Below are 23,143 nucleotides of genomic sequence, written 5' to 3'. Positions count from 1 at the left end.
CCGGCCGTGAGCCGGTTGATCGACGTCACGTCCTCCGCGCCGGTGTGCTCCGACGCGCCGGTTTCGTTTAGATAGCGATCGCATCCGACAATCACCGTAACTTTTGACGCCGGCGGTCGGCTTTGCCGCCGATCAGGACGCGAAAGCGCGCCAATTCGCTCACCGCGACCGAGTTTGGATGGGACGAATTCAAGGCCCTGAACGCTACCACATCGCTCCTGCCGGCTAGGTTTGTCGTCGAAAGCAGGATGAAAGAGTTGTCTGCCCGGGGTGCCGTCGTAGCCAGACCTGCAGGTTGACCGATCCGACCGGTAGGGCTCCGAGGTCAACGTGGGTGGGCGGGAGCGCGGAAAGGCCACGATTTTCGCCGATCCAATTCGGATATGCCGCATTGCCCAAAGCCAAGCCTATACACTTGCTGCCTGTCAAAATGTCGCAACTGCGATGCATTTGCAACACTAGGCAACAAATCCTCCAACCTCTCTTGCAGCTATCGCGAATCAGTCGCATTAGCGCTTCCAGATTTTAGCTCTTCGGAAACAAGGGGGAAACATTGTCCATCTCACGTCTGCGCAGCTCTCTGGCCGGCGCATCGCCCGCGTATCTCGCTCTCTCGTGCTTCGGTCTTGCCACCACCCCCGCCCTTGCGCAGGAAAAGGACGCCGTGAGCGATGCCAAGCCCGCCCGTCTGGGCGGCGTGACGGTCACCGATACGGCGGTGGACGACACCATCAAGGTGGATCATGTCGCCTCGCCCAAGTTCACCCAGCCGCTGCAGGATACCCCGCAGACGATCCAGGTGATCAGCAAGGAATTGTTCAACCAGCAGGGCGCGACCACGCTGACGGAAGCGCTGCGCAATTCACCGGGCGTGGGCACCTTCTATGCAGGTGAGAACGGCAACACCTCGACCGGTGACGCTGTCTACATGCGCGGCGTGGACAGCTCTGGCAGCATCTTCGTCGACGGCATCCGCGATATCGGCACGATCTCGCGCGATACCTTCAACACCGAGCAGGTCGAAGTCGAAAAGGGCCCTGCCGGCACCGACAACGGCCGCACTTCGGCGGGCGGATCGATCAACATGGTCTCCAAGCGCGCCAATATGGATACGGCGGTTTCCGGAACCGCCACGGTCGGTACCGATGGCCAGAAGCGCGGCACGGCGGACTTCAATCAGGCGATCGGCGGCATCCCGAACGCTGCCGTTCGCTTCAACGTGATGTGGCAGGATAGCGACGTTGCCGGCCGCGACCACGTCAACAACAGCCGCGTCGGCGTGGCATCCTCGTTCGGCTTCGGTCTTGGCACGTCGACCCGCGCCTACCTCAACCTGATGTATGTCGATCAGGACAATGTTCCGGACGGCTTCGTGCCGACCATCGGCATCAAGTACTGGCAGCCGCAGGCGGGTATCGAGCAGCTTGCCGGTCATCCGGTGGATTCCACCAACTTCTACGGCACACGTCAGGATCATGACAATGTGACGGCGAAGATGGCCACCTTCATCCTGGAGCATGACTTTTCCGACTCGGTAAAGCTTACCAATAGCGCGCGCTGGGGCCGGACCGACCAGGATTACCAGCTCACCTCGTTCATGACGACGGCGGCGAACATCAAGTGGACCGACATCAACGATCTGTCGACCTACACGATGGCCCGCAGCAACGTGAATCTGAAGGATATCTCCAACAAGATCCTGACGGACCAGCTGAACCTGCGCGCCGATTTCTCGACCGGTGCGATCGAGCACAACCTCAGCGTCGGTGTCGAATTCACCAGCGAGCAGCAGTACCAGCGCACGATGGCGGGTACCGGCACCCTGCCGCGCGCCAGCCTTTACGATCCCAACTGGAACGATGCGAACACGTACGTCGCTTCGTTCACGGGTGGCCATTCCAAGGGTAAGACCAATACCCAGTCGTTCTATGCGTTCGACACGGCGAAGTTCTTCAACGACATGCTGCTGGTGACCGGCGGCCTGCGCGTTGATCACTACAAGCTGACCTATTTCGTGAACGCGCCCTGTGCCACTGCCGCCGCGTGCGGCACTTCGCCCACCGGCACGGTCCTTCCCACCACCGACCTGAAGGACAAGGACACCCTCTTCAACTGGAAGCTGGGTGCGGTGTTCAAGCCGGTCTCGGCGGTCAGCCTCTATGTCAACTACGCCCTCTCGCAGCAGCCTCCGGGCGGTGCGAACTTCACGCTCAGTTCCGCGGTGAACAACGCCGCCAACCCGAACATGGATCCGCAGAAGGCCGATACCTTCGAAGCCGGCGTGAAGTGGGGCGCATTCGGCGGTGCCCTTGCCGTCAACGCAGCCGTGTTCCGCACGAAGATCAGCAACGAGATCAACAGCAGCGACCTGGACGACAACGGCAACCCGACGCAGACCGGCAAGAAGCGGGTCCAGGGCGTGGAGCTTTCGGCCGTGGGCAACATCACCGATGCCTGGCAGGTCTCGGCGGGCTATACCTATCAGGACGCCAAGGTCACCAATGGCCCGGACGTGGCGCAGGATGGCACCAACTACCTGACCTACACCCCGAAGAACGCGGCGACGATGTGGACCACCTACAGCTTCCCGTTCGGCATCCAGGCCGGTGGCGGCGTCCGCTACGTCAGCAGCCTGCATCGCGGCACCGACGGTGCGGTCGGCACTCCGGTCAAGACCGACGGCTACACCGTGGTCGATGCGATCCTGTCCTATGCGCTGACGCAGAACATCAAGTTGCGTGCCAACGCCTACAACCTGTTCGACAAGCACTACATCCAGGCCATCAACAAGAGCGGTTACCGCTATACCCCGGGAACGCCGCAGACGTTCCTGTTCAGCGCCGACTTCCAGTTCTGATCAGGTTCGGCCACATTCGAACGGCGGGAGTCGCACCTCCCGCCGTTCTGTCTTCTCCAACGGATTATCGCGATGCTCTTGCACATCCCCCAGGTTTTGACACCGGACGAAGTCGCCGAATTCCGGCTCAGGCTTGACGGTGGGGACTGGACGGACGGGCGGGAAACCGTTGGTGCGCAGGGTGCCAAGGTCAAGCGAAACGAACAATTGCGAGACAACTCTCCGCTCAAGGCCGAATTGGGCGACGCCCTGCTGCGCGCATTGAAGCGCAGCCCGCTGTTCTTTGCCGCCGCCCTTCCGCGCCGGATACTGCCGCCGCGCTTCAACCGCTACGCCGGCGGGGGTGAGTACGGATTTCATGTCGACGGCGCGGTGATGAGCCTTGGTGGTGACGATCAACTGCGCTCGGACATTTCGTGCACCGTATTCCTCAACGATCCGGACGAATACGATGGCGGCAGGTTGGTGATCAGCGATACCTATGGCGAGCATGTCGTGGCAAAGCCGGCAGGCGACGCGGTAATCTATCCATCCAGCAGCCTGCACCGGGTCGAGCCGGTGACGAGAGGCGAACGGATCGCTTCATTTTTCTGGATACAAAGCCTCGTTCGCGACGACGCGGAGCGGCGCATGTTGTTCGAACTCGACACCACCATCCAGAAGCTGACGATGGACGGTGCCGATCAGGATGCCGTTCTGCAACTCACCAGCGTCTATCACAATCTTCTCAGGCGCTGGTCTGAGATATAGTCCGTCGGGTAATCTGACCACTGCCTGTAATTCAAGGGTGAGGTCCGGCGCCGGGCCTATGCCGGAAAGTACACCGGCCGTGCTCCGGGCGACCATACCGGCACGCGCACCATCGCGTCTGTGAACAAGGGCGATGTCAGATAGTCGGCCAGCCATGTTTGTAGGTGGGGAAGCTGCTGCCGCGCGAACCACTCGGCATCCACCGCACTGTATTGTCGGACGAAGGGGACAATGGCGGCATCGGTCAATCCGCGCGAATTGCCGCTGAGATAGGGAGTCTGCGCCAGCCTGGCCTCCAGTTCCTGCAGGAAATCCAGGCCACTCGCCCTGTACGCCATGGCGTCTCCGTCGTGCCGTTCCGGGTATTTGTAGCGATCGAGATCATGCTTGAACGGGCCGTCGTTGACCGCGATCAGCGCTGCATCGTCGCGATCAAGCCAGCCTTCGGGATCGTTCCGCGTGAGGGCGGCGCGCATGATGTCCAGGCTCTGATCGATGGTCTCCCCACTCGCCTGCACCAGCACCGGCACCGTACCCTTGGGCGAGGCCTGAAGCATCGCGGACGGCTTTGCGGACAGTTTGACCTCCCGCAATTCGCAGCGGGTGCCGCTGACTGCCAGAGCCAGCCTTGCCCGGATCGCAAAGGGGCACCTGCGGAAACTGTAAAGGATCGGCTCAATCATATAGGCCCCGCTTGCTTCGCTGGCTTTCGGGGCCGCCTTGGGGGTCCGTGGCGCCCAATGCAAGCGTCAGCACGCAGCGAATTTTCAAACGGTATCTTAAAGGCGATTGTCTGCCGCGTACCGCCCCAGGTGTAATGCGCTTGGCTTCACGGTTCGGGCAAAGGTCTGCCGGTCTACGGAAACGAGGCCGAATTGTGCGGTGTAAGCGCGGTTCCATTCGAAATTGTCGAGCAACGACCAATGGATGTAGCCGCGCACATCGACGCCTGAGGCCATCGCCCGGCCCAGGCCGGCAAGGGCGCGGTCGATGTAGACGACGCGGCGCTTGTCATCGGCGGTTGCAACGCCGTTTTCAGTGACGATGATCGGCCGCCCCGTCGCCCTGGCCACCCATTTCACCGTGGCTTCCAGCGCCTCGGGATAGAATTCCATGCCGGTCTGCGTGCGTTCGACTTGGGGAGGGGGCGGAAGGTCCGCGTCGCGGCCCACGATGTTGCGGCCATAAGTCTGGACGCCGACAAAATCGTCCTTCTTCACCGCATCGAACCAGGGGGTGTAGACCGCCGCGATCTTGCGTTCCAAGGCACTGTCGCCGGCCGCGGCCTGTTCGTCCGCCATGGCCAGGCTCAAGCCCAGTTGCAGGTCGGGGCGGATCGTCTTGATTGCCTCGACAGCGCGGTGATGGGCGGCAATCTGGTTGGGGACGACGCGCGCGGGATTGGCTGTCAGCGTGGAGGAGAAGCGATCGGATCCCACCATCCTTGCCGCTGCCGCATTGCCCATCGCGAATAGCGACATGGCCTGCCGGAAATCGGGTTGCCAGGAAAGCTGCGCGGCAAGATTCGGTTCGTTGAAGGTCAGGGCGTGGCTGTAACCGGTGCCAAGAGCGCGCGCTGCCTTCTCGCAAAAGCGGACGAACGGGTCCACGTTGGCCGCCTCTTCCCAACCGCCGGCGGCGGCAAACCAGCGCGGGACGGTGAAATGCGAATAGGTCACCATCGCACGCAGGCCCAGCTTTGCGCAATATTCCAGCATCTGGCGATAGTGGGCGAGGGCGGCCAAGGACCATTCTCCCCGCTCGGGCTCTATCCGCGACCACTCGATGCCGAAGCGATAGGTGTTCAGGCCGATGCGCTTGACGATATCGATGTCCTCTCGCCAGCGGTTCCAGCTGTCGCAGGCATCGCCGGAAGGCTCTGCAAAGGCGCTGGGCGTCAGGTGCTCAGAAACCCAGCTGTCCGAATTCACGTTGCCGCCCTCCACCTGATGGCCTGCCGTGGCTGCCCCCCAGAGAAAGCCGGGGGGCAGGCGGTGCGCATTCTGCGCGGCGGTCGCGCCAAGCAGGGGCGAGGCGGCGGCTGTTACCACACCGGCGCCGGCGGATTGCAGCAGCCTGCGGCGCGACATACGGTCGATCACACGCCTATCCTTCAAAAACGGAACTGGATGGAAGCGCCGATGGTGCGCACGGAATCGAAGCCGAACTGCTGCTGATAAGTGGCGATCCCGGCGACGGAATCTCCGGAATCCAGCCCGATGAAGTTCGGATTGTAGGCGCTTGTGCAGTTCTTGCAGAACACCGAGATTCGCATCCCGTTGTCCAGGCGGACGCCGGCGCTGGCGCCGATCAGGTCCATCGTCGGCACGCCGGCACCGGGCGCGCGGTTGATCAGATAGTTGATCGAGGAGCGATGATACCAGTTCGCCTCGATAAAGGGGTGCCAGCTGCCCGATGTCTGGAATTCGTACATGCCCTGAAGCGATGACGTGAACTTCGGTGCGGTCGGCGTGCGGTAGCCCTTGGCGTTGAACGATCCGGTCGTCAGGCAACTGGCATCGCTCTGGCCCGGGTAGCATTCGGCCCCGGCGAAGTCCCCGAAGCGGGAGTTGAGCAGCGTTGCAGAGGCGTTGATGGTCAAGCCGGGCAGCGGGGCCGCGTTGATGGTCGCCTCGATACCCTTGCTGGTTACCGAGGCTGCGTTCTGGACCACGAAGGCCTGCAGCGCGGTATCGAGCGACTGGACCTGATAGTTCTTGAACCGGGTGTGGAAGGCGGAGACGTTGAATACCAGTTTGCGCTGGAACCAGCTCGTCTTGAAGCCGATCTCGGCCGTTTCGGACGTCTCGCCATGCACCAGAAGGTCGGCATCTGTGGAGGCGGCGGTATCGTTGAACCCGGGCCCCTTGTAGCCGCGGCCATAGGACGCATAGACCATCGCGTCCCGCGTCACTTCGAACTGGCCGCCGGCGCGCCAGCTGAAGTTCGTATGGCCATAATCCTGCGCGAAATGTCCCGGAACGCCCAGCGGTACGAAGTAGGTATCCTGGATCTGGGTGAGGTCGATCGAAATCTCGTCCCGCGTCACGCGGCCACCGGCAAAGACCTTGAGGGCATCGGTGATGGAATAGGTCAGCTGCCCGAATGCGGCATAGCTGTCCGTCGTCATCCGATAGCTGTTGTCGCGGCCCAGGAAATAGCTGTTGCTTGCCGCGCAGCCGGTCGCCGCGCTGCCGCCGACGCAGAAGGGGAAATTGGGCAGCGCGAAATCCGGCACATAGTTGTTGCCCGCGATCTGCCCCTGCTGATCGATGGTCGACCGGAAGTAGTAGAGGCCGGCTTGCCCGGACAGCGTGTTGCCTGCCGGCAGCGCGATGCGAAGCTCGTTGGAGAACTGGTCGTAATCGGCATGCGACCAGTTTCGACTGGCGCCGTTGCCATTGGTGAAATCGGTATCGAGCTGCGCATCGTAATTGTAGAACTTCCACGCCGCGATGTTGCTGATGACGATGCCGCCGGGGCTGGTCCACGCCAGCGAGGCCTGCGCGCCGCCCAGCTTGAGATCGCGCCAATAGCCGCCATCGCCTGCGAAGGTGAAATTGTCGTCGCCCGGCACGATGCCCGATGCCGCCAGGGGGGCGGCATTCGCGCTGCCGGTTCCCAGCGAGCGATAAGTGCGATCGTAGATGCCGGCGATCCCGTGCGATTCCGCATAGTCGCCGATCACGTAGAGTTCGAGCGAGGGCGTGATCTCCTGCAGATACTTGGCCCGCACGCCATACTGTTCGCGATCAAGATCGTTGCGCCGATCGCGCAGGCCCACGAACGTCGTGCCCGGCTCTTCGTGGGAATAGGTTCCGTTGATGCGCAGCGCGCCGTTCTGGCCGATGGGCACATTGACCGTCTGGCGGGCGATTGCCGACCAGGATGCCGCATCGCTCCCCGGCGTTTCGCGGTTGTCGAGTTCCAGGCTGGTCTCGCTTTCCAACTGGCCCAGCTTCGGTCGGGTGGAGATCACGTTGAGCAGGCCGGCGGAGGCGTTCTTGCCGAACAGCAGCCCCTGCGGGCCGTTCAGCACTTCTACGCGCTCCACATCATTGAACAGGCCTTGCGCCAGGAAGGGGCGGCCGAGATTGACGTCGTCCAAAGACGTGGCGACGCTGGAATCGATGGTGGTGGCAAAGGCCTGGGTGCCGACGCCGCGGATCGCGAACGTGTTGTCGTTCCCCACCTGAAGACTGGGGGCCGCCAGCGCGACTTGCGTCAAATCGTTGACGTTGCGCGACCGCAGCGTGTCGGCACTCAGCGCCGTGACGCTGATGGGAACATCCTGAAGACGTTCGGTGCGGCGCTGGGCGCTGACGACGATTTCGGGAACGCCGCCTTCCTGTACTGCCTGCGCGCTTTCGTTTGCGGATTGGGGCTCCGGTTGCGCAAGAGCCGGAGTTGCCATGGCGACCAGGCTGACGCCCAAGATCAGTGCTGTCTTGTTCATTTGGAATCCCTCCCGAGGATGCGCCGGTTGGCCAGCGCTTGACCGTCGGGATAGGGATCGTACATACAAACAGTCAAGCATGAATGTTTTTAATGACTGGCTATCGGTTTTGCGGTTGGATACCTCCGGAAAGCTTGGGAGACAGCAGTGCAAGGCGCGCGAGAACTAATGACAGGTATCGCCAAATCACGCCGCACTCAGGAAGAGCGGACGGCGCAGACTCGTCTCGCTTTGATTGAGGCCGCGATCGCAACCATCCACGATCTTGGATACACCGGCGCCGTCACGGCCATCATTTCCGAGCGGGCCGGCGTATCGCGCGGCGCGATGCTCCATCATTTCGGCACGCGTGCTGCATTGATGGCGGAGGTGGTGCGGCACGTCTTCGAGCGTGAAATGGCGGAATACGAGGAAACGCGTATCGCGACCGGACTGGGTGACCGCCTTGACGACTGGCCCAGAGTATTATGGGCCGTATTGAATCGGCCAACCGGTCTGGCGGTGCTGGAAATTCTGCAAGCCACGCGAAGCGATGCAGAACTGGCGGCGCTGGTTGTGCCGATGCAGGAAGAAGTGGAGCAATCCGCCCTTGTCGTCATGCGGGGCGCGTTCGGCGGGGACGAGATCCTGGCACGCTCGGTCATGCGGCTGATGGTGTGGTCGGTACGCGGGTTGTCGATTGCCGAGCGCTATCTCCCGCATCGGCAGGAGAATGAAGCAGCGATCAGGTTGCTTTCCCAATTGATCAAGCTGGCGGCGCCTGACGGCAAAATGACCGGGCTGGGCCCCTTTACAGAGGGCGATCTCGACTGAGCGCCCTCTGCAAAGGGGAAGCTGCTTCAGGTGGCCGGCTTGGCCTCGGCCGCGACGCGTTCGGCGGCTTCCATCACGCGCAGCACGTTGCCGCCGGCCAGTTTGGCGATATCCGCATCGCTCCAGCCCCGGCGCATCAGTTCGGCCAGCAGGGCGGGGTACGTCGAAACGTCGCCAAGCCCGCGCGGCAGTTCGTTGCCCACACCGTCATAGTCCGAACCGATGCCGACATGGTCCACGCCGGCGATCTTGACGATGTGCTCGATATGATCGGCCACTTCGCCCAGCGCGACCGGCGGTTTGGGGTGGGCCTTCAGCCAGGTTGCGTAATCGGCGGCGGCCTTGTCCGGCTGGCCGATGTCCAGGCCGCCGTAGGGGGGTGAATTGAGCCGGATCTTTTCCGCCGCCGAATCCGCCGACCAGCGGCGATAGGCATCCGAAACGTAGAGCGAGGCGTAGTTGACCATGACCACGCCGTCATGCGCGGCGATCAGGCGCAGCACATCGTCGGACACGTTGCGCGGATGGTCGTTGATGGCGCGCGCGCTGGAGTGGGAGAAGATCACCGGCGCCTTCGATGTGGCGATGGCATCGCGCATCACCGCTTCGCTCACATGGCTGACGTCCACCAGCATGCCCAGCCGGTTGAGCTCGAGCACGACCTGCTTGCCGAACGCCGTCAGTCCGTTGTGCTCGGGATTGTCGGTGGCGGAATTGGCCCATGCGATGTTGCGCGTGTGGGTCAGCGTCAGATAGCCGGCCCCCAGCGCGGCATAGCTGCGCAGGACCGACAGGCTGCCGTCGATCTGGCCGCCGCCCTCCACCCCGATCATCGAGGCGATGCGGCCCGCGGCATGGGCCTTGCGCACGTCCTCCGCCGTACGGGCCAGTGCGAAGGTTTCCGGGTAGCGCGCGACGATCGATCGCACGAGATCGATCTGTTCCAGTGTCTCCACCACCTGCTGGTCGCCCGGCAGATCGGGCGAGACCCAGACCGACCAGAACTGACCGCCCACAAGCCCTTTGCGCAGCCGCGCAACGTCGGTGTTGTAGTGCGCCGGGCTGGCGGAAAGATCGCGCAGGTCCATCGTCCAGCGCTTGTCGCCTTCGGTCTCGCGCAGCATTTCCGGCCAGTCGTTATGGCCGTCGATCAGCGGCGTCGTGCGCAGCACATTCGCGACCCGCGCCGCATAGTCGGTGGCCGGCTTTGCCGCAGTCTTGGCGGAAGCGGTTGAGAGAGAGGTGGATGCGAGCAGCAGGGTCGAGAGCAGTACAGTGGCAGCGCGCATCACTTCACCTTTTTCTTGCGGGCGGGGCGGGTGGCAGGACCATCTTCGTTGGCGGGGATGGCATTCTGCCGCTGTTCTTCGTGGATATGCAGCATGGCTTCCATCAGCGTGTCGTCCGAACTGGACATGACGCCCAGCACTTCGGCCTCATCGCAGCCTTCCGCCGCCAGATAGGCGTGGCCCATGCTGGAATCGATGTAGAGCGACTGGCCGGCCTCCAGCGTGATCCGATCGTAGAATTCGGTTTCGACGACGATGCTGCCGCTCAGCACATAGATGAATTCCTCGCCCGAATGGCGCACCAATTCGCCGAACTGCTCGGCCGAACGGGCGCGGATCTTGGTGATCACCGGGATCATCCGCTTCCGGCGCAGTTCCGTGCAGAGGTAATAGTAATCGTAGTTCGCCGTCTCCACGCGCACCGAATGCGCGATATCGCCGATGCTGCGCCGCGCGGTCACGGGCTGCGCGGTGTCCTCTCCCTCTTCGGCAAAGAGTTCGGACATGCGCATGCCCAGCCGCTGCCCCAGCAGCTGAAGCTTGTCGTAAGTCAGCGTAAGCCGGTCATGCTCAACTTTGGAGAGGGTGGAGACGGGGATACCACTCCGCGCGCTCATTTCCTTCAGCGTCCATCCTTCCCGCGCGCGCAGTCCGCGCAACAGGGCTCCGAGCGTCGACGGAGTATCGGGCAAACTGGATTCCTTTCAGCCCATTGACGAATTTTCCAATCAGGATAACAATCACCCAATTGGAGAAACTTTCCCCAACTGTATCGACGCATCGCGTCGCGCGCAACGGGGATACGAAAGGGTGGGGCCAATGAACCGGGGACGTACGAAGGGGTTTCTTGCCGCAGGACTGATTGCCGCGATCGCTACCGGCGGCGCGATGGTGACGGCACAGGTGCCCGAAACCAAAAGCGGGGTGCCAGTGGGCAAGCCCGTGCTGCCAACGGACAGCGCCCGGCCGGCATCACCGATCGTTCTGCCGCCCGCGCCCGCCGCCGGCGCACGCGATCTGAACGGCACCGATGTCGACGCCTGGCTTGATGGCTACATGCCCTTCGCCCTGCGCTCCAATGACATTGCAGGTGCCGTTGTGACCGTGGTCAAGGACGGTCAGGTCATCGCCGCGCGCGGTTACGGCTATGCCGATATCGCGCACCGCAAACCGGTCGATCCCGCCACCACGCTGTTCCGGCCCGGCTCGGTTTCCAAGCTGGTGACCTGGACTGCGGTGATGCAGCAGGTGGAAGCAGGCAAGATCGATCTCGATGCGGACATCAACACCTACCTCGATTTCAAGATTCCGCCCCGCAACGGCAAGCCCGTCACCATGCGCCAGATCATGACGCACACGGCCGGATTCGAGGAGGCGATGAAGGACCTCATCACCGACAAGCAGGATGGCCTGATCCCGCTGGGCGCCTATATCAAGCGCTGGACGCCCACGCGCATCTTCGATCCCGGCACCACGCCCGCCTATTCCAATTGGGCCACTTCGCTGGCCGGCTATGTGGTGGAGCGGACCTCCGGCATGGCGTTTGACGACTATGTCGATGCCCATGTCTTCAAGCCGCTCGACATGAAGACCGCCAGCTTCCGCCAACCGCTGCCGGCCAGCCTGAAGCCGCTGGTGGCGACCGGCTATCCGCGCGCATCGAAGGATGCGGAGCCGTTCGAGATAGTGATTCCGGCGCCGGCCGGTTCGCTGTCCGCCTCCGGCCTCGACATGGCGAAGTTCATGATCGCGCATCTCCAGAACGGGAAGGGCCTGCTGAAGCCCGAAACTGCGGCGATGATGCACAACAGCCCGCTGGACAAGGTCAATCCCGTCTCGCTGGTGCCGCCGTTGAACCGCATGGAACTGGGCTTCTTCGAAACCAACATCAACGGCCGCGAAGTCATCGGTCACCTGGGCGATACCGGCAATTTCCACACTTCGCTGCACCTGTTCATGCAGGAGGGCGTGGGCTTCTACGTCTCGTTCAACAGCGCAGGCAAGGAAGGCGGCGCGCACACCGTGCGCCAGCAGCTGTTCCAGGATTTCGCCGATCGCTACTTCCCGGCGGCGCCCGCCGCCAAGGTGGCGAAGGTCGATGCGAAGACCGCTGCGGAACATGCGAAGATGATGGCAGGGCTGTGGGACGGCAGCCGTCGCGGCCATTCCAACTTCGTGGATGTGCTCAACCTTTTCGGCCAGACCGAAGTCGGCGTGGACAAGGATGGCGGCTTGTTGGTGCCTTCGCTGAAGACGGCCGGCGGCGGCATCGAGAAGTGGGACGAGGTCGAACCGTTCGTCTGGCATGAGCGCGGCGGCCACGATCGCCTTGCCGCGCAAGTGGTGGATGGCAAGGTCGTGCGGTGGAGTTTCGACCTTGTCGCGCCCTTCACCGTGTTCGATCGGGTGTCCGCATGGCGTTCCTCCGCATGGCTGATGCCGGCGATCTACGCCAGCCTGGCGATCCTGCTGCTGACGTTCCTTTCGTGGCCGGTCACCGCCTTCACGCGGTGGCGCTTTGCCGCGCCGCTGAAGGTGGAGGGCAAGGCCCGCATGGCCTATCGCGCCACCCGGTTGGGCGCACTGCTGACGCTGGCCGCGGCCGGTGGATGGACGGCCTTCATCATCAGCGCCTTCTCCAACCTTTCGGTGCTCAGCGCTGCCAGCGACGGCATTCTCTGGTTCCTGAAGGGTGCCAGCGCCCTGGCTTTCTTCGGCGCGGTGGCCGCCGCTGTCTGGAATGCCGTGCTCACCTGGCGTGATGGTCGTCGCTGGCCGGCGAAGACGTGGAGCGTGCTGGTCGTGCTGGCCGCACTAGTGCCGCTCTATGTCGCGCTGACCTTCCACCTCCTCGCGCTCTCGGCGATGTACTGATGCTGCGGCTGGAGGTCGAAACCGATACGCTGCGGCTGGCCGAGCCGTTCCGCATCGCGGGCTATGTCTTCGAGACGGCCGACGTGCTGGTCGTCACGCTGGATGATGGCACGCATCGCGGACACGGCGAGGCAGCCGGGGTCTATTACCTTGGCGACGATCTTGCCCACATGCGCGCCGAGATAGAGGGGGCGCGGGCAGCGATCGAAGCGGGCCCCAGTCGGGAGGAGCTGCGTGCGATCCTGCCGCCTGGCGGCGCGCGCAATGCGGTGGATGCGGCGCTTTGGGAGCTGGAGGCGGCGCGCGCCGGTAAGCCGGTCTGGGCGCTGGCGGGGCTGAAGGACGCACCCAAAGCCATCGTCACCACGTTCACGGTCAGTGCCGACACGCCCGCGGCGATGGCAGCCAAGGCGACCAGCTACGTCGGCGCTCGCTCCATCAAGGTGAAGCTGACCGGAGAGCTGGAACTGGATCTGGCGCGCGTCGCCGCGATCCGGGCGGCGCGGCCCGATGTATGGCTGGGCGTGGACGGCAATCAGGGCTTCCAACGCGGCGATCTGGATGCGCTTGTCGCGGGTCTGGTCGTAAACGGGGTGGCGCTGCTGGAACAGCCGCTGGCGCGCGGGGCGGAGGCGGAACTGGAAGGCTTCGTCTCGCCCGTGCCCATCGCCGGGGACGAAAGCCTGATCTATCTTGCCGACGTGGCCGGCGCAAAAGGCCGCTTCGACGTCGTCAACATCAAGCTCGACAAGTGCGGCGGGCTGACCGAGGGGCTGCTGATGGCCGCCGAGGCCCGCCGGCTTGGGCTGGGGGTGATGGTGGGCACCATGGTAGGCACCAGCCTGGCAACCGCGCCCGGCTTCGTGCTGGGCCAGATCGCCGACCTTGTCGACCTCGACGGGCCGACCTTCCTGGAGCAGGATCGCCGGCCTTCGGTGACCTATGCCGACGGTACGCTCTACGCCTCCGATGAAGTCTGGGGATCGGGCCGTTCATGACGGAAGCACGCGCGCGCACATGGTTCGGTCAGCCGCGCGGGCTGACCGTGCTGTTCCTTACCAACATGTGGGAGCAGTTCTCCTATTACGGGATGCGCGCGCTGCTGGTCTATTACATGACCCGCGAGCTGTTGCTGGGGCAGGAAAAAGCCTCGATCATCTACGGAATCTACACCGCCTGCGCCTATTTCACGCCGATCGTCGGCGGGGTGGTGGCGGACCGGTATCTCGGCAAGCGGCGCGCCATCGTCATCGGCGGGTCGATCATGGCGCTCGGCCATTTCATGATGACGTTCGAGCCGCTGTTCTATCTGGCGCTCACCACCATCGCGCTGGGCAACGGGCTGTTCCTGCCCAGCCTGCCCAGCCAGATCGACGACCTTTACGAGCCGGGCGATCCGCGCGTGGGATGGGCCTACAACGTCTACTACGTCGGCGTGAATATCGGCGGCTTTCTGGCGCCGTTGATCTGCGGAACGCTGGGTGAGCTTTACGGCTGGCACTGGGGGTTCGGGGCGGCGGGCATCGGCATGGTGCTGGGCCTCTGCATCTACCTCTGGGGACAGCGACACCTGCCGGAGCAGGCGCGGCATCCGGTGGTGGAACATCATGCGCTGCCCCGCGCACGCTTCCCCCGCAGTACCATGCTGCTGCTTCTGGCCGTGGCACTGTCCGTCACCGTGTTTCGCGGCGCTTATGAGCAGGTGGGCAATACCGTCGCCCTATGGGCGGACAGCGGCGTGGACCGTCGACTGGGCGGGTGGGCCATCCCGATGACCTGGTTCCAATCGCTCAACCCGTTGCTGGTCATGGCGATGACGCCTTCACTGCTCGCCTTCTGGCGTCGCCGTGCCAAGGCGGGCGGCAGCGAGCGGCCCGTGCGGCGCATGGCCATCGGCGCGTTGATCGTGGGTGGTGCCTACCTGCTGCTGGCCGCGATCGCGGCGATGGGCGGTGCGGCCTACTGGTTGTGGCTGGCGCTGTTCTTCGTGATCCTGACGCTGGGTGAATTGTTCATCCTGCCAACCGGGCTGGGCCTTTTCGCACGCCTCGCGCCGGAAGGGCTGGGTGCCACCACGGTGGCCGCCTGGTATCTGGCGACATTCGCGGGAAGCCTGTTTGCCGGGCTGGTCGGCACGCTGTGGAGCGGGATGCCGCACGCGGTCTACTTCCTGCTCCTGGCGGTCATCGCAGCCACGGCGGCGCTCCTGCTGGCAGGGATAGACCGGCGGGGGAACCGGCTTATCGAATCTGTTTGACAATTTTCTGAATGAGACAATAAATTTCCAATTGAGACAAAATGCGCCGGCGTGACCGGCCAGCGGCACCAGGGTTCTAGGGGGACACAGGTCATGAAGAGGGTTCGGAAAACGGTTCGGCTCGTTCTGTCGATGTCATGCAGCGTGGGGGCGCTGTTCGCAGCGGGCACCGCCCGCGCGGACGAGGCGCCGGGGCAGGCGAGCGATCCCACCGAGATCATCGTCACCGCGCAGAAGCGCGCGCAGAACCTGGTGGACGTGCCGCAGGCGGTGTCCGTCGTCACCGGGGACGCGCTGGAACGCAACGGCGCGGTGACCTTCCAGGACTATCTCAAGCTCGTTCCCGGCCTGCAGGTTTCGCAGAGCAACCCCGGTGAGGCGCGCGTCGTTCTGCGCGGCATCAACACCGGCGGCGCCACCGCCACGGTTGCCACTTATGTCGATGAAACACCGTTCGGATCGTCCAGCGGGCTGGTGAATTCGGCTATCCTCTCCGGCGAACTCGATACCTTCGACGTCGCCCGCATCGAGGTGCTGCGCGGGCCGCAGGGCACGCTTTACGGCGCCAGTTCGCTGGGCGGCGTGATGAAGTTCGTGACCACGGAACCGCAGATGGACGGCTTTGCCGCCCGCGCGCGTGGCAGCGTGGAAAGCACGGATGGCGGCAAGGCGTCCTACATGGGATCGGCGCTGGTCAACGTGCCCGTCTCGGACAATCTGGCGATTCGCGCCTCCGGCTTCTATCGCAGCTATGGCGGCTTCATCGATTCCATCGGCACGGGCGGTTCGGATCTGGCGAAGAACATCAATGATACGAAAAGCTATGGCGGACGCGTTTCGGCGCTGTTCAAACCGAACGACGGCTTTTCCATCCGCCTGACCGCGATCCTGCAGAATCTGGACAGCGACGCGGGCAGCGTGGTGGAGGCCGATCCCGCGCGCCTGACCCCGCTTTACGGCGGCCTCACCCAGTCGCAGTTCGTGCCTGAATACACCAACATCGCGTACCGGCTCTACAACGGCACGGTAAGCGCCGACCTCGGCTTCGCGGACCTGCTTTCGACCACCAGCTACAGCACGCTGGAAGAGCATCTGCGCGACGATTACACCGTGCAGTACGGTACGCTGCTGGGCCTCTATGATCCGGTCAGCGGCACCGCCGCCGCCGATATCGGCCTGACGCAGCAGACCAATATGAAGCGTGTGACCCAGGAACTGCGCCTTTCGTCCAAGGGCGAAGGCATGTTCGAATGGATGATCGGTGGTTACTACAACCACGAAAAGGGCGCGATCCTGCAACTGCTGCAGGTTTTCGATGCTGGCACGACCACCCCGATGACCGGCTTCCCGCTGCTGGCCGACATCTTCCTGCGATCGAAGTATGAGGAATTCGCCGGCTTCGCGAACGGCACGCTGCATCTGGGCGACCAGTTCGACCTTACCTTCGGTGGTCGGTACAGCCACAATGACCAGAGCGCCTCGCAAGGGGGTGAGGGATTGCTGGCGGCCGATGCGCTCAGCGCCAAGTCGAAGGAAGGCGTCTTCACCTGGTCCGTCGCGCCGAAGTTCAAGTTCAGCAAGAGCGCGTCGCTCTACGCGCGCGTGGCCAAGGGTTTCCGGCCGGGCGGCCCCAACCTGATCCCGCCCGGTGCGCCGGTGGGCACGCCTTCCACTTACGATTCGGATTCGCTGATCAGCTACGAACTGGGCGTGAAGGCGGAGACGGTTGACCGCACCTTCTCGATCGACGTTGCCGCCTTCCATATCGACTGGAAGGACATCCAGTTGCTGGCCGTGGTCAACAATTACGGCGTCAACACCAATGGTGGCTCGGCCAAGAGCGACGGCTTCGAATTCACCGCCAGCATGCGCCCGGAACGCGGGCTGACGTTCTCGCTCAACGGTGCCTATACCGATGCCCGCCTGACCGCCGATACCGATCCGCTGCTGGTGGGTGGCGGCAAGGGCGATGCGCTGCCCTTCGTTCCCAAGTGGAGCGTAAGCCTGAATGGCGACTATGAATGGTCGGTCGGCAAGGATGCATCGGCGTTCATCGGTGGGTCGATCCGCACGCTCAGCCAGCAGAGCGGCAATTACAATCCCACCTACCTTGCCACCTTCGGCCGCCAGATCACCTTGGGCGCCTATGACGTGATCGACTTGCGCGCCGGCATCGACTTCGGCCGTTTCTCGGTCACCGCTTATGCCAAGAACCTTGGCAACAGCCACGGGTTGATCAGCGCGGACTATACTGGCGGCTATCCCAATGGTGCTGCGGGCGTCGGCGTGATCCGGCCGCGCAGCTTCGGCCTGACCCTTGATGCCTCGATGTGAGATCCGACCTTCATGGTGAATTCCGCAATGTCCGTGGGGGGACGCGAGGGGGGCAGCGCGCTGACGCACGCGCTTCCCTCGCCCTACCTGCTGTTCCTGGGCGATACGACCATTCCCGGTTTCGCCAAGACCGCTTTCGGCCTGCGCGACTGGGCGGGTGATCGCTGCATCGGCGAATATGCCTTGCCCGCCGCCACCGTCAGCACCGGGCTGACCCGGCTCACGCCGCAGGAAGCGGCGGCGCGCGGGGCCAAGGCGATGGTCATCGGCGTTGCCAACCAGGGCGGGGTGATCCCGGATAGCTGGATGCCTGCCCTGCTGGACGCGCTGGAGGCGGGGCTGGACCTTGTCGCCGGGATGCACGCCCGAATGGCCGACATTCCGGCCTTGCGTGATACGGCGGCCCGGCTTGGGCGCGGCTTGCACGATTTGCGCACGCCGCCGCCCGGATTGCCGATCGCCAGCGGCCACAAGCGCTCCGGCCGTCGGATCCTCACCGTTGGCACCGATTGTGCGCTGGGCAAGAAATACACCGCGCTCGCCATCGCGCGGGGCCTGTCTGCGCGCGGTCTGGACGCCAGCTTCCGTGCCAGCGGACAGACCGGCATCATGATTGCGGGCGAGGGGCTGGCGCTGGACGCGGTGGTGGCGGACTTTGCCGCCGGCGCTGCCGAATTGCTCAGCCCGGCGGCCGCGCCCGATCATATCGACGTGATCGAAGGGCAGGGATCGCTGTTCCACCCCGCCTATGCGCCTGTTTCTCTTGCGCTGCTGCTGGGAAGCCAGCCGGACTTGTTCGTGGTCTGCCATGAGCCGGGACGCACCGCGATACTGGGGCACGCGCACTATCCGGTGCCGTCGATCTCCGAAGTGATCGAGCAGACGGTCTCGGCGGGCAAGCTGACCAATCCGGCGATCCGCTGCGCCGGGATAAGCCTGAACACCGGCGCATTGTCGGATGCAGATGCCGCTCGCGTGATCGCGGAGACTGCGCAGGGGATGGGGCTGCCCACGGCGGACCCCATGCGTGGCGGTCCTGCCTTCGATCAGTTACTTGACGCCTGCTACTGATGGAGATGCAGGAGTGAGCCGCGCCGCCGATCGCTTTCGCCGCTTCCTCCTGCCCGGGCTGGCCTTCAAGGCAGTGATCATCGGTGGCGGCTATGCCACGGGGCGCGAAATCGCCCAGTTCTTCCTGCCGGCAGGGCCATGGGGCGGGCTGGCGGCGATGGCATTGGCGATGGCGATCTGGTCGCTTGTCGCCGCCGCCACGTTCCGCTTGGCCCATGCGATCGGCGCGCGCGACTATCGCCATTTCTTCGAAGCGCTGCTCGGCCGCGGCTGGGTGCTGTTCGAGATCACGTACGCGGTGTTCATCGTGCTGATCCTTGCCGTGTTCGGCGCGGCGGCGGGCGCCATCGCGGCGGCCACGCTGGGCGTACCGGCGATCCTGGGCACCTTGGCGCTGATGTTCGCGATCGTCGCCTGCGTCGCCTTCGGCAATCGGGGGGTGGAGCGGGTCTTCCTGTGGGTCTCGATCCTGCTCTACGCGACATACGCGGTGTTCTTCGTGCTGATCCTGTCCGGCACGGGGCAGGGGATCGCCAATGCCTTTGGCGATGCTTCCGCCCCTTCGGGCAACTGGGCAAGCGGAGGGGTGATCTACGCCGGCTACAACATCATTGGCGCGGTGATCGTGCTGCCGGTGACGCGCCATTTCCGCAAGGGCAGCGATGCGGTAGTCGCCGGACTTCTGGCGGGCCCGTTGGCGATGATCCCGGCGCTGATCTTCTTCCTGGCGATGACCGCGTTCATGCCGGGCATTGCCGACGCGGTTCTGCCATCGGATTACATGCTGACGCGGCTGGGTCATCCGGCCTTCCATCTGCTGTTCCAGTTCATGATCTTCACCGCCCTGCTGGAAAGCGGCACCGGCGCGGTTCACGCCGTCAATGAGCGCATCGCACGAACCGGCGCCGTGCTGGGCCCATGGCTTCGCGCCTGCACGGCGCTGGCGGTCCTTGCGCCCTGCATGCTGATCGCCGACCGGGTCGGTCTCGTGACCCTGATCGCCTCCGGGTACTCCGCGCTCGCCTGGGCGCTGATCGCCCTTTACGTCGCCCCGCTGCTGTTTGTGGTCCTGCTGCGTCGTCGGCCCGCCACCCCTTTGGAGATCGCCCAATGACACTCAGATCCACAGCCGCATGGGGCACGGTCCTGCTCGCGGCCATCGCTCAGCCAGCGCTCGCCGCGCCGCCACCGAACCTTGACGCGCGGATCGAGGAAATCCGCGAAAAATCCGGCACGCCGGGCATGTCGGTAGCGATCGTCGAGCACGGACAGGTGGTCTTCGCCAAGGGCTTCGGCGTGCGCAAGCTGGGATCGCCGGAGAAGGTGGATGCCGATACCCTGTTCATGATCGGCTCCACCGGCAAGGCATTCACCAGCGCCGCGCTGGCGCGACTGGTGGACGCGGGCAAGCTGAACTGGGACGACAAGGTGATCGATCACCTGCCCGATTTCCGCATGTACGATTCCTGGGTCACGCGCGAGATGACCGTGCGCGATCTGCTGGTCCACCGCAGCGGGCTGGGCCTGGGCGCGGGCGATCTGCTGATGGTGCCGCGCGGCAAACTTTCCCGGGCCGATATCGTCAAGCGGCTGCGCTACATCAAGCCGGCCACGAGCTTCCGCTCCGCCTATGCCTATGACAACATCCTCTACATCGTGGCCGGTGCGGTGATCGAAGCGGTAAGCGGGCAAAGCTACGAAGACTACATGCGGGACAATGTCTTCAAGCCCGCCGGCCTGCCGGATGCCACGGCCGACATGGCGGTGCAGCTTTCCACGCCGGACCGCGCGCAGCCGCACGCGCGCTATGGCGAAATGGTGCGCGGCACAGGGCCGATGAAGCTGCTGGATGAGCATGATCGGCTGGGCCAGGCGGGTGCACCGGCGGGGCTGCTGGCCGCCAGCGCCAACGATCTGGCGCGTTGGCTGCAGATCCAGCTGGCGCATGGTGCATTGCCGGACGGCAAGGGGCGCCTGTTCAGCGAAGCCGCTGGACGCGAGATGTGGACGCCGGTGACGCCGATCCCGATCTCCCCCATGCCTGCGCCGATTTCCGGCATTACGCCGGGCTACGATGCCTATGCGCTGGGTTGGGAAGTGCGCGACTACAAGGGGGCCAAGCTGGTCTGGCACGCGGGCGGCCTGTTCGGCTTCACCACGATCGTCGTGATGATCCCCGAACGCGACGTGGGCTTTTCGATCACGGTGAACAGCGAGGAACTCGAACCCCGCATGGGTCTGATGTACGAGCTGATCGACCACTACATCGGCCAGCCCGCGCAGGATTGGCCCAGCCGCTTCGGCGAATTCCGTCGCGCCCGCATCGCCGGGGCACTGGCGGCCGTGCAGCAGAAAAGCGCCGCGCCGGCGAAAGTCGGTCCCTCGCTGCCGGTCGCGCGTTATGCCGGCAACTATGCCGATCCGTGGTACGGCACACTCAAGGTCGTTCCGGATGGGAAGGGGCTGGCGGTCGATTTCACCACTACGCCGGGCATGACCGGCAAGCTGACGCATTATCAGTATGATACCTTCATCGCGAAGTTCGACGATCCGGCCATTGAGCCGGCCTACCTGACCTTCAACCTCGACGCCGATGGCAAGGTTTCGCAGATCACCGCGAAGCCGGTTTCGCCCATCGCCGATTTCAGCTTCGACTATCAGGACCTGCTGTTCACGCCGCAACCTGCTGCCACAGACGCAGCCCGATGAAGCGCGCGCTGCTGGCGCTGGCCCTGTCCGCCGCGTCCGTTGGGCTGATCGGTGCGGCACCGCCGGAGCCTTATGACCTGATCATCCGCAACGGCACGATCTACGACGGGTCGGGCGGCACGCCGTACCGGGGCGACGTCGCCCTTCGCGGCGACCGCATTGTGGCAGTGGCGCCGCATGTGGACGGGCCTGCCAAAGCGGAACTGGACGCCAGCGGCAAGGCCGTGGCGCCCGGCTTCATCAACATGCTTGCGCATCCCGAACAGAGCCTGCTGATCGACGGCCGCGCGCTGTCTGATCTGGCGCAGGGCGTGACGCTGGAGGTCATGGGCGAAATCTCGATGGGCCCGCTGAGCCCGGCGATGAAGAAGGACATGATCGACCAGCAGGGCGACTATCACTACCCCGTCGACTGGACCACGCTGGGCGAATATTTCAAGCGGCTTGAGGCGCGATCCTTCGCGCCCAACGTCGCCTCTTTCGTCAGTGCGGGGACGGTGCGTGAAGCCGTGCTCGGTGCCGACGACGTGCAGCCCGACGCGGCGCAACTGGCCACGATGCAGCGCCTGGTGCGCGAAGCGATGGAGCAGGGCGCACTGGGCCTGACCGATGCGCTGATCTACACGCCGGCCACTTTTGCCAAGACCGATGAACTGAAGGCGCTGGCCAAGGTTTCGGCACAGTGCGGCGGCATCTACACGGTTCATATGCGCAGCGAGGGCGACCGCATCGAGCAGGCGGTGCAGGAAACCATCGACATTGCCGAATATTCGGGCGCGCCGGCTGAAATCTACCACTTCAAGCTGGCCGGGCGCGATAACTGGGGCAAGTTCGACAGCGTCGTCGGCATGATCGATGCGGCGCGGGCGCGCGGCACGCGGATCTCGGCCAACATGTACAACTACACTGCCGGCGCTACCGGCCTGGATGCCGCGATGCCACCCTGGGTGCAGGCGGGCGGGTATCAGGCATGGGCGGCGCGGTTGAAGGATCCGGCCACCCGCGCGAAAGTCGCCGCGGACATGCGCACCGCGCATCCGGCCAACTGGGAAAACCTTTATGCCGGCGCGGGGGCAGAAGGCACGATCCTGCTGGCGTTCAAGAACCCGGCGCTGAAATCGCTGACCGGCAAGAGCCTTGCCGAAGTGGCCCGGATGCGCGGCAAGAGCCCAGAAGAAACGGCGATGGACCTGGTCGTGGAAGACGGGACGCGGGTGGGCGTGGCCTATTTCCTGATGAGCGAGGACAACGTGCGGCGCTCCATCCGGCTGCCGTGGATGAGTTTCGGCTCCGACGAGGAAGCACCCGCGCCCGAAGGCGTGTTCCTGCTTTCCAAGCATCACCCGCGTGCCTACGGCAACGTGGCGCGACTGTTGGGCCACTACGTTCGCGATACGAAGGATCTGACGCTGGCCGAGGCTGTGCGCCGTTTGACCAGCCTGCCGGCGGACAACCTTTCGCTCTCCGACCGTGGGTGGCTGAAGCCGGGCATGTTCGCCGATGTCGTCGTGTTCGACCCCGCCACGATTGCAGACCACGCGACCTATGATCAGCCCGAACAACTGGCAACCGGCGTGCGCGACGTGATCGTCAATGGCGGCTTTGCGCTGCGCGACGGCAAGGCGACGGGCGCCGCCACGGGCCGCATCCTTCGGGGGCGCGCGGCACAGCCTGGTGGCAGCTGCCGTGACAGCGCCGCCGACTGGAAATGGAGTTCATGACGCAGCTTCCGG

General features: G+C 64.2%; 16 protein-coding genes. 11 read left to right on the top strand and 5 right to left on the bottom strand.

Annotated features, from left to right (window positions below):
• Window positions 1-553 precede the first annotated feature (553 nt).
• Window positions 554-2,857, top strand: coding sequence for a catecholate siderophore receptor Fiu (locus WBP06_RS23175; RefSeq protein WP_395337490.1), 2,304 nt, complete (start codon window positions 554-556; stop codon window positions 2,855-2,857).
• 72 nt (window positions 2,858-2,929) lie between these two features.
• The gene (locus tag WBP06_RS23170) at window positions 2,930-3,607 is read left to right on the top strand and encodes a Fe2+-dependent dioxygenase (RefSeq protein WP_395337489.1); all 678 of its coding nucleotides are present in this window, start codon (window positions 2,930-2,932) and stop codon (window positions 3,605-3,607) included.
• A 56-nt stretch (window positions 3,608-3,663) separates the two neighbouring features.
• On the opposite strand, the gene WBP06_RS23165 is transcribed toward WBP06_RS23170, so the two are convergent.
• The 3 genes from WBP06_RS23165 to WBP06_RS23155 all read right to left on the bottom strand — a co-directional run bounded on the left by WBP06_RS23165 (window position 3,664) and on the right by WBP06_RS23155 (window position 8,063).
• Window positions 3,664-4,290, bottom strand: coding sequence for a glutathione S-transferase (locus WBP06_RS23165; protein WP_395337488.1), 627 nt, complete (start codon window positions 4,288-4,290; stop codon window positions 3,664-3,666).
• A gap of 96 nt (window positions 4,291-4,386) precedes the next feature.
• Window positions 4,387-5,709: a glycoside hydrolase family 1 protein gene (locus WBP06_RS23160; RefSeq protein ID WP_395337487.1), complete on the bottom strand. Its 1,323-nt coding sequence runs from the start codon at window positions 5,707-5,709 to the stop codon at window positions 4,387-4,389.
• Window positions 5,710-5,720: 11 nt separating this feature from the next.
• Entirely contained in the window at window positions 5,721-8,063 is a 2,343-nt protein-coding gene (locus WBP06_RS23155) for a TonB-dependent receptor (RefSeq protein WP_395337486.1), read from the bottom strand.
• A gap of 168 nt (window positions 8,064-8,231) precedes the next feature.
• Between WBP06_RS23155 and WBP06_RS23150 the strand changes: the two genes are divergently transcribed.
• Window positions 8,232-8,876, top strand: coding sequence for a TetR/AcrR family transcriptional regulator (locus WBP06_RS23150; RefSeq protein WP_395337485.1), 645 nt, complete (start codon window positions 8,232-8,234; stop codon window positions 8,874-8,876).
• A gap of 26 nt (window positions 8,877-8,902) precedes the next feature.
• Here WBP06_RS23150 and WBP06_RS23145 read toward each other — a convergent pair whose 3' ends face one another.
• Window positions 8,903-10,165: a dipeptidase gene (locus WBP06_RS23145; protein ID WP_395337484.1), complete on the bottom strand. Its 1,263-nt coding sequence runs from the start codon at window positions 10,163-10,165 to the stop codon at window positions 8,903-8,905.
• Complete coding sequence (locus tag WBP06_RS23140) at window positions 10,165-10,857, bottom strand: helix-turn-helix domain-containing protein (RefSeq protein WP_395337483.1); 693 nt, start codon at window positions 10,855-10,857, stop codon at window positions 10,165-10,167. The genes WBP06_RS23145 and WBP06_RS23140 overlap by 1 nt, the downstream gene beginning before the upstream one ends.
• 127 nt (window positions 10,858-10,984) lie before the next feature.
• Here WBP06_RS23140 and WBP06_RS23135 point away from each other — a divergent pair, with 127 nt between their 5' ends.
• The 8 genes from WBP06_RS23135 (at window position 10,985) to WBP06_RS23100 (ending at window position 23,131) form a co-directional block, all read left to right on the top strand.
• Window positions 10,985-13,039: a serine hydrolase domain-containing protein gene (locus tag WBP06_RS23135; protein WP_395337482.1), complete on the top strand. Its 2,055-nt coding sequence runs from the start codon at window positions 10,985-10,987 to the stop codon at window positions 13,037-13,039.
• A complete protein-coding gene (locus tag WBP06_RS23130; RefSeq protein ID WP_395337481.1) occupies window positions 13,039-14,037 on the top strand; it encodes a dipeptide epimerase in 999 nt (332 codons plus the stop codon). The genes WBP06_RS23135 and WBP06_RS23130 overlap by 1 nt, the downstream gene beginning before the upstream one ends.
• Window positions 14,034-15,296 carry a peptide MFS transporter gene (locus tag WBP06_RS23125; RefSeq protein WP_395337480.1) on the top strand — a complete coding sequence of 421 codons (1,263 nt, stop codon included), beginning with the start codon at window positions 14,034-14,036 and terminating at the stop codon, window positions 15,294-15,296. Before WBP06_RS23130 ends, WBP06_RS23125 begins: the two co-directional genes overlap by 4 nt.
• 93 nt (window positions 15,297-15,389) lie before the next feature.
• Complete coding sequence (locus WBP06_RS23120; protein WP_395337479.1) at window positions 15,390-17,630, top strand: TonB-dependent receptor; 2,241 nt, start codon at window positions 15,390-15,392, stop codon at window positions 17,628-17,630.
• A gap of 27 nt (window positions 17,631-17,657) precedes the next feature.
• The gene (locus WBP06_RS23115; protein WP_395337478.1) at window positions 17,658-18,701 is read left to right on the top strand and encodes a DUF1611 domain-containing protein; all 1,044 of its coding nucleotides are present in this window, start codon (window positions 17,658-17,660) and stop codon (window positions 18,699-18,701) included.
• Between the two features lie 13 nt (window positions 18,702-18,714).
• The gene (locus tag WBP06_RS23110; RefSeq protein ID WP_395337477.1) at window positions 18,715-19,815 is read left to right on the top strand and encodes a hypothetical protein; all 1,101 of its coding nucleotides are present in this window, start codon (window positions 18,715-18,717) and stop codon (window positions 19,813-19,815) included.
• A complete protein-coding gene (locus WBP06_RS23105) occupies window positions 19,812-21,410 on the top strand; it encodes a serine hydrolase (RefSeq protein ID WP_395337476.1) in 1,599 nt (532 codons plus the stop codon). Before WBP06_RS23110 ends, WBP06_RS23105 begins: the two co-directional genes overlap by 4 nt.
• Window positions 21,407-23,131, top strand: coding sequence for an amidohydrolase family protein (locus WBP06_RS23100; protein WP_395337475.1), 1,725 nt, complete (start codon window positions 21,407-21,409; stop codon window positions 23,129-23,131). Before WBP06_RS23105 ends, WBP06_RS23100 begins: the two co-directional genes overlap by 4 nt.
• Window positions 23,132-23,143 lie beyond the last annotated feature (12 nt).

The sequence above is a fragment of the Novosphingobium mississippiense genome, from assembly GCF_044029535.1.
Lineage (GTDB): Bacteria > Pseudomonadota > Alphaproteobacteria > Sphingomonadales > Sphingomonadaceae > Novosphingobium.
The sequence above is the reverse complement of the archived record's forward strand: the minus strand, read 5'-3'. Positions and strand labels throughout refer to the sequence as shown.

Bases quoted from the DNA above. Each gene is read 5' to 3' on its own strand.
- WBP06_RS23135 (WP_395337482.1), top strand. From the start codon at position 10,985: ATGAACCGGGGACGTACGAAGGGGTTTCTTGCCGCAGGACTGATTGCC.
- WBP06_RS23125 (WP_395337480.1), top strand. From the start codon at position 14,034: ATGACGGAAGCACGCGCGCGCACATGGTTCGGTCAGCCGCGCGGGCTG.
- WBP06_RS23155 (WP_395337486.1), bottom strand. From the start codon at position 8,063: ATGAACAAGACAGCACTGATCTTGGGCGTCAGCCTGGTCGCCATGGCA.
- WBP06_RS23120 (WP_395337479.1), top strand. From the start codon at position 15,390: ATGAAGAGGGTTCGGAAAACGGTTCGGCTCGTTCTGTCGATGTCATGC.
- WBP06_RS23100 (WP_395337475.1), top strand. From the start codon at position 21,407: ATGAAGCGCGCGCTGCTGGCGCTGGCCCTGTCCGCCGCGTCCGTTGGG.
- WBP06_RS23170 (WP_395337489.1), top strand. From the start codon at position 2,930: ATGCTCTTGCACATCCCCCAGGTTTTGACACCGGACGAAGTCGCCGAA.
- WBP06_RS23130 (WP_395337481.1), top strand. From the start codon at position 13,039: ATGCTGCGGCTGGAGGTCGAAACCGATACGCTGCGGCTGGCCGAGCCG.
- WBP06_RS23150 (WP_395337485.1), top strand. From the start codon at position 8,232: ATGACAGGTATCGCCAAATCACGCCGCACTCAGGAAGAGCGGACGGCG.
- WBP06_RS23105 (WP_395337476.1), top strand. From the start codon at position 19,812: ATGACACTCAGATCCACAGCCGCATGGGGCACGGTCCTGCTCGCGGCC.
- WBP06_RS23115 (WP_395337478.1), top strand. From the start codon at position 17,658: ATGTCCGTGGGGGGACGCGAGGGGGGCAGCGCGCTGACGCACGCGCTT.
- WBP06_RS23165 (WP_395337488.1), bottom strand. From the start codon at position 4,290: ATGATTGAGCCGATCCTTTACAGTTTCCGCAGGTGCCCCTTTGCGATC.
- WBP06_RS23145 (WP_395337484.1), bottom strand. From the start codon at position 10,165: ATGCGCGCTGCCACTGTACTGCTCTCGACCCTGCTGCTCGCATCCACC.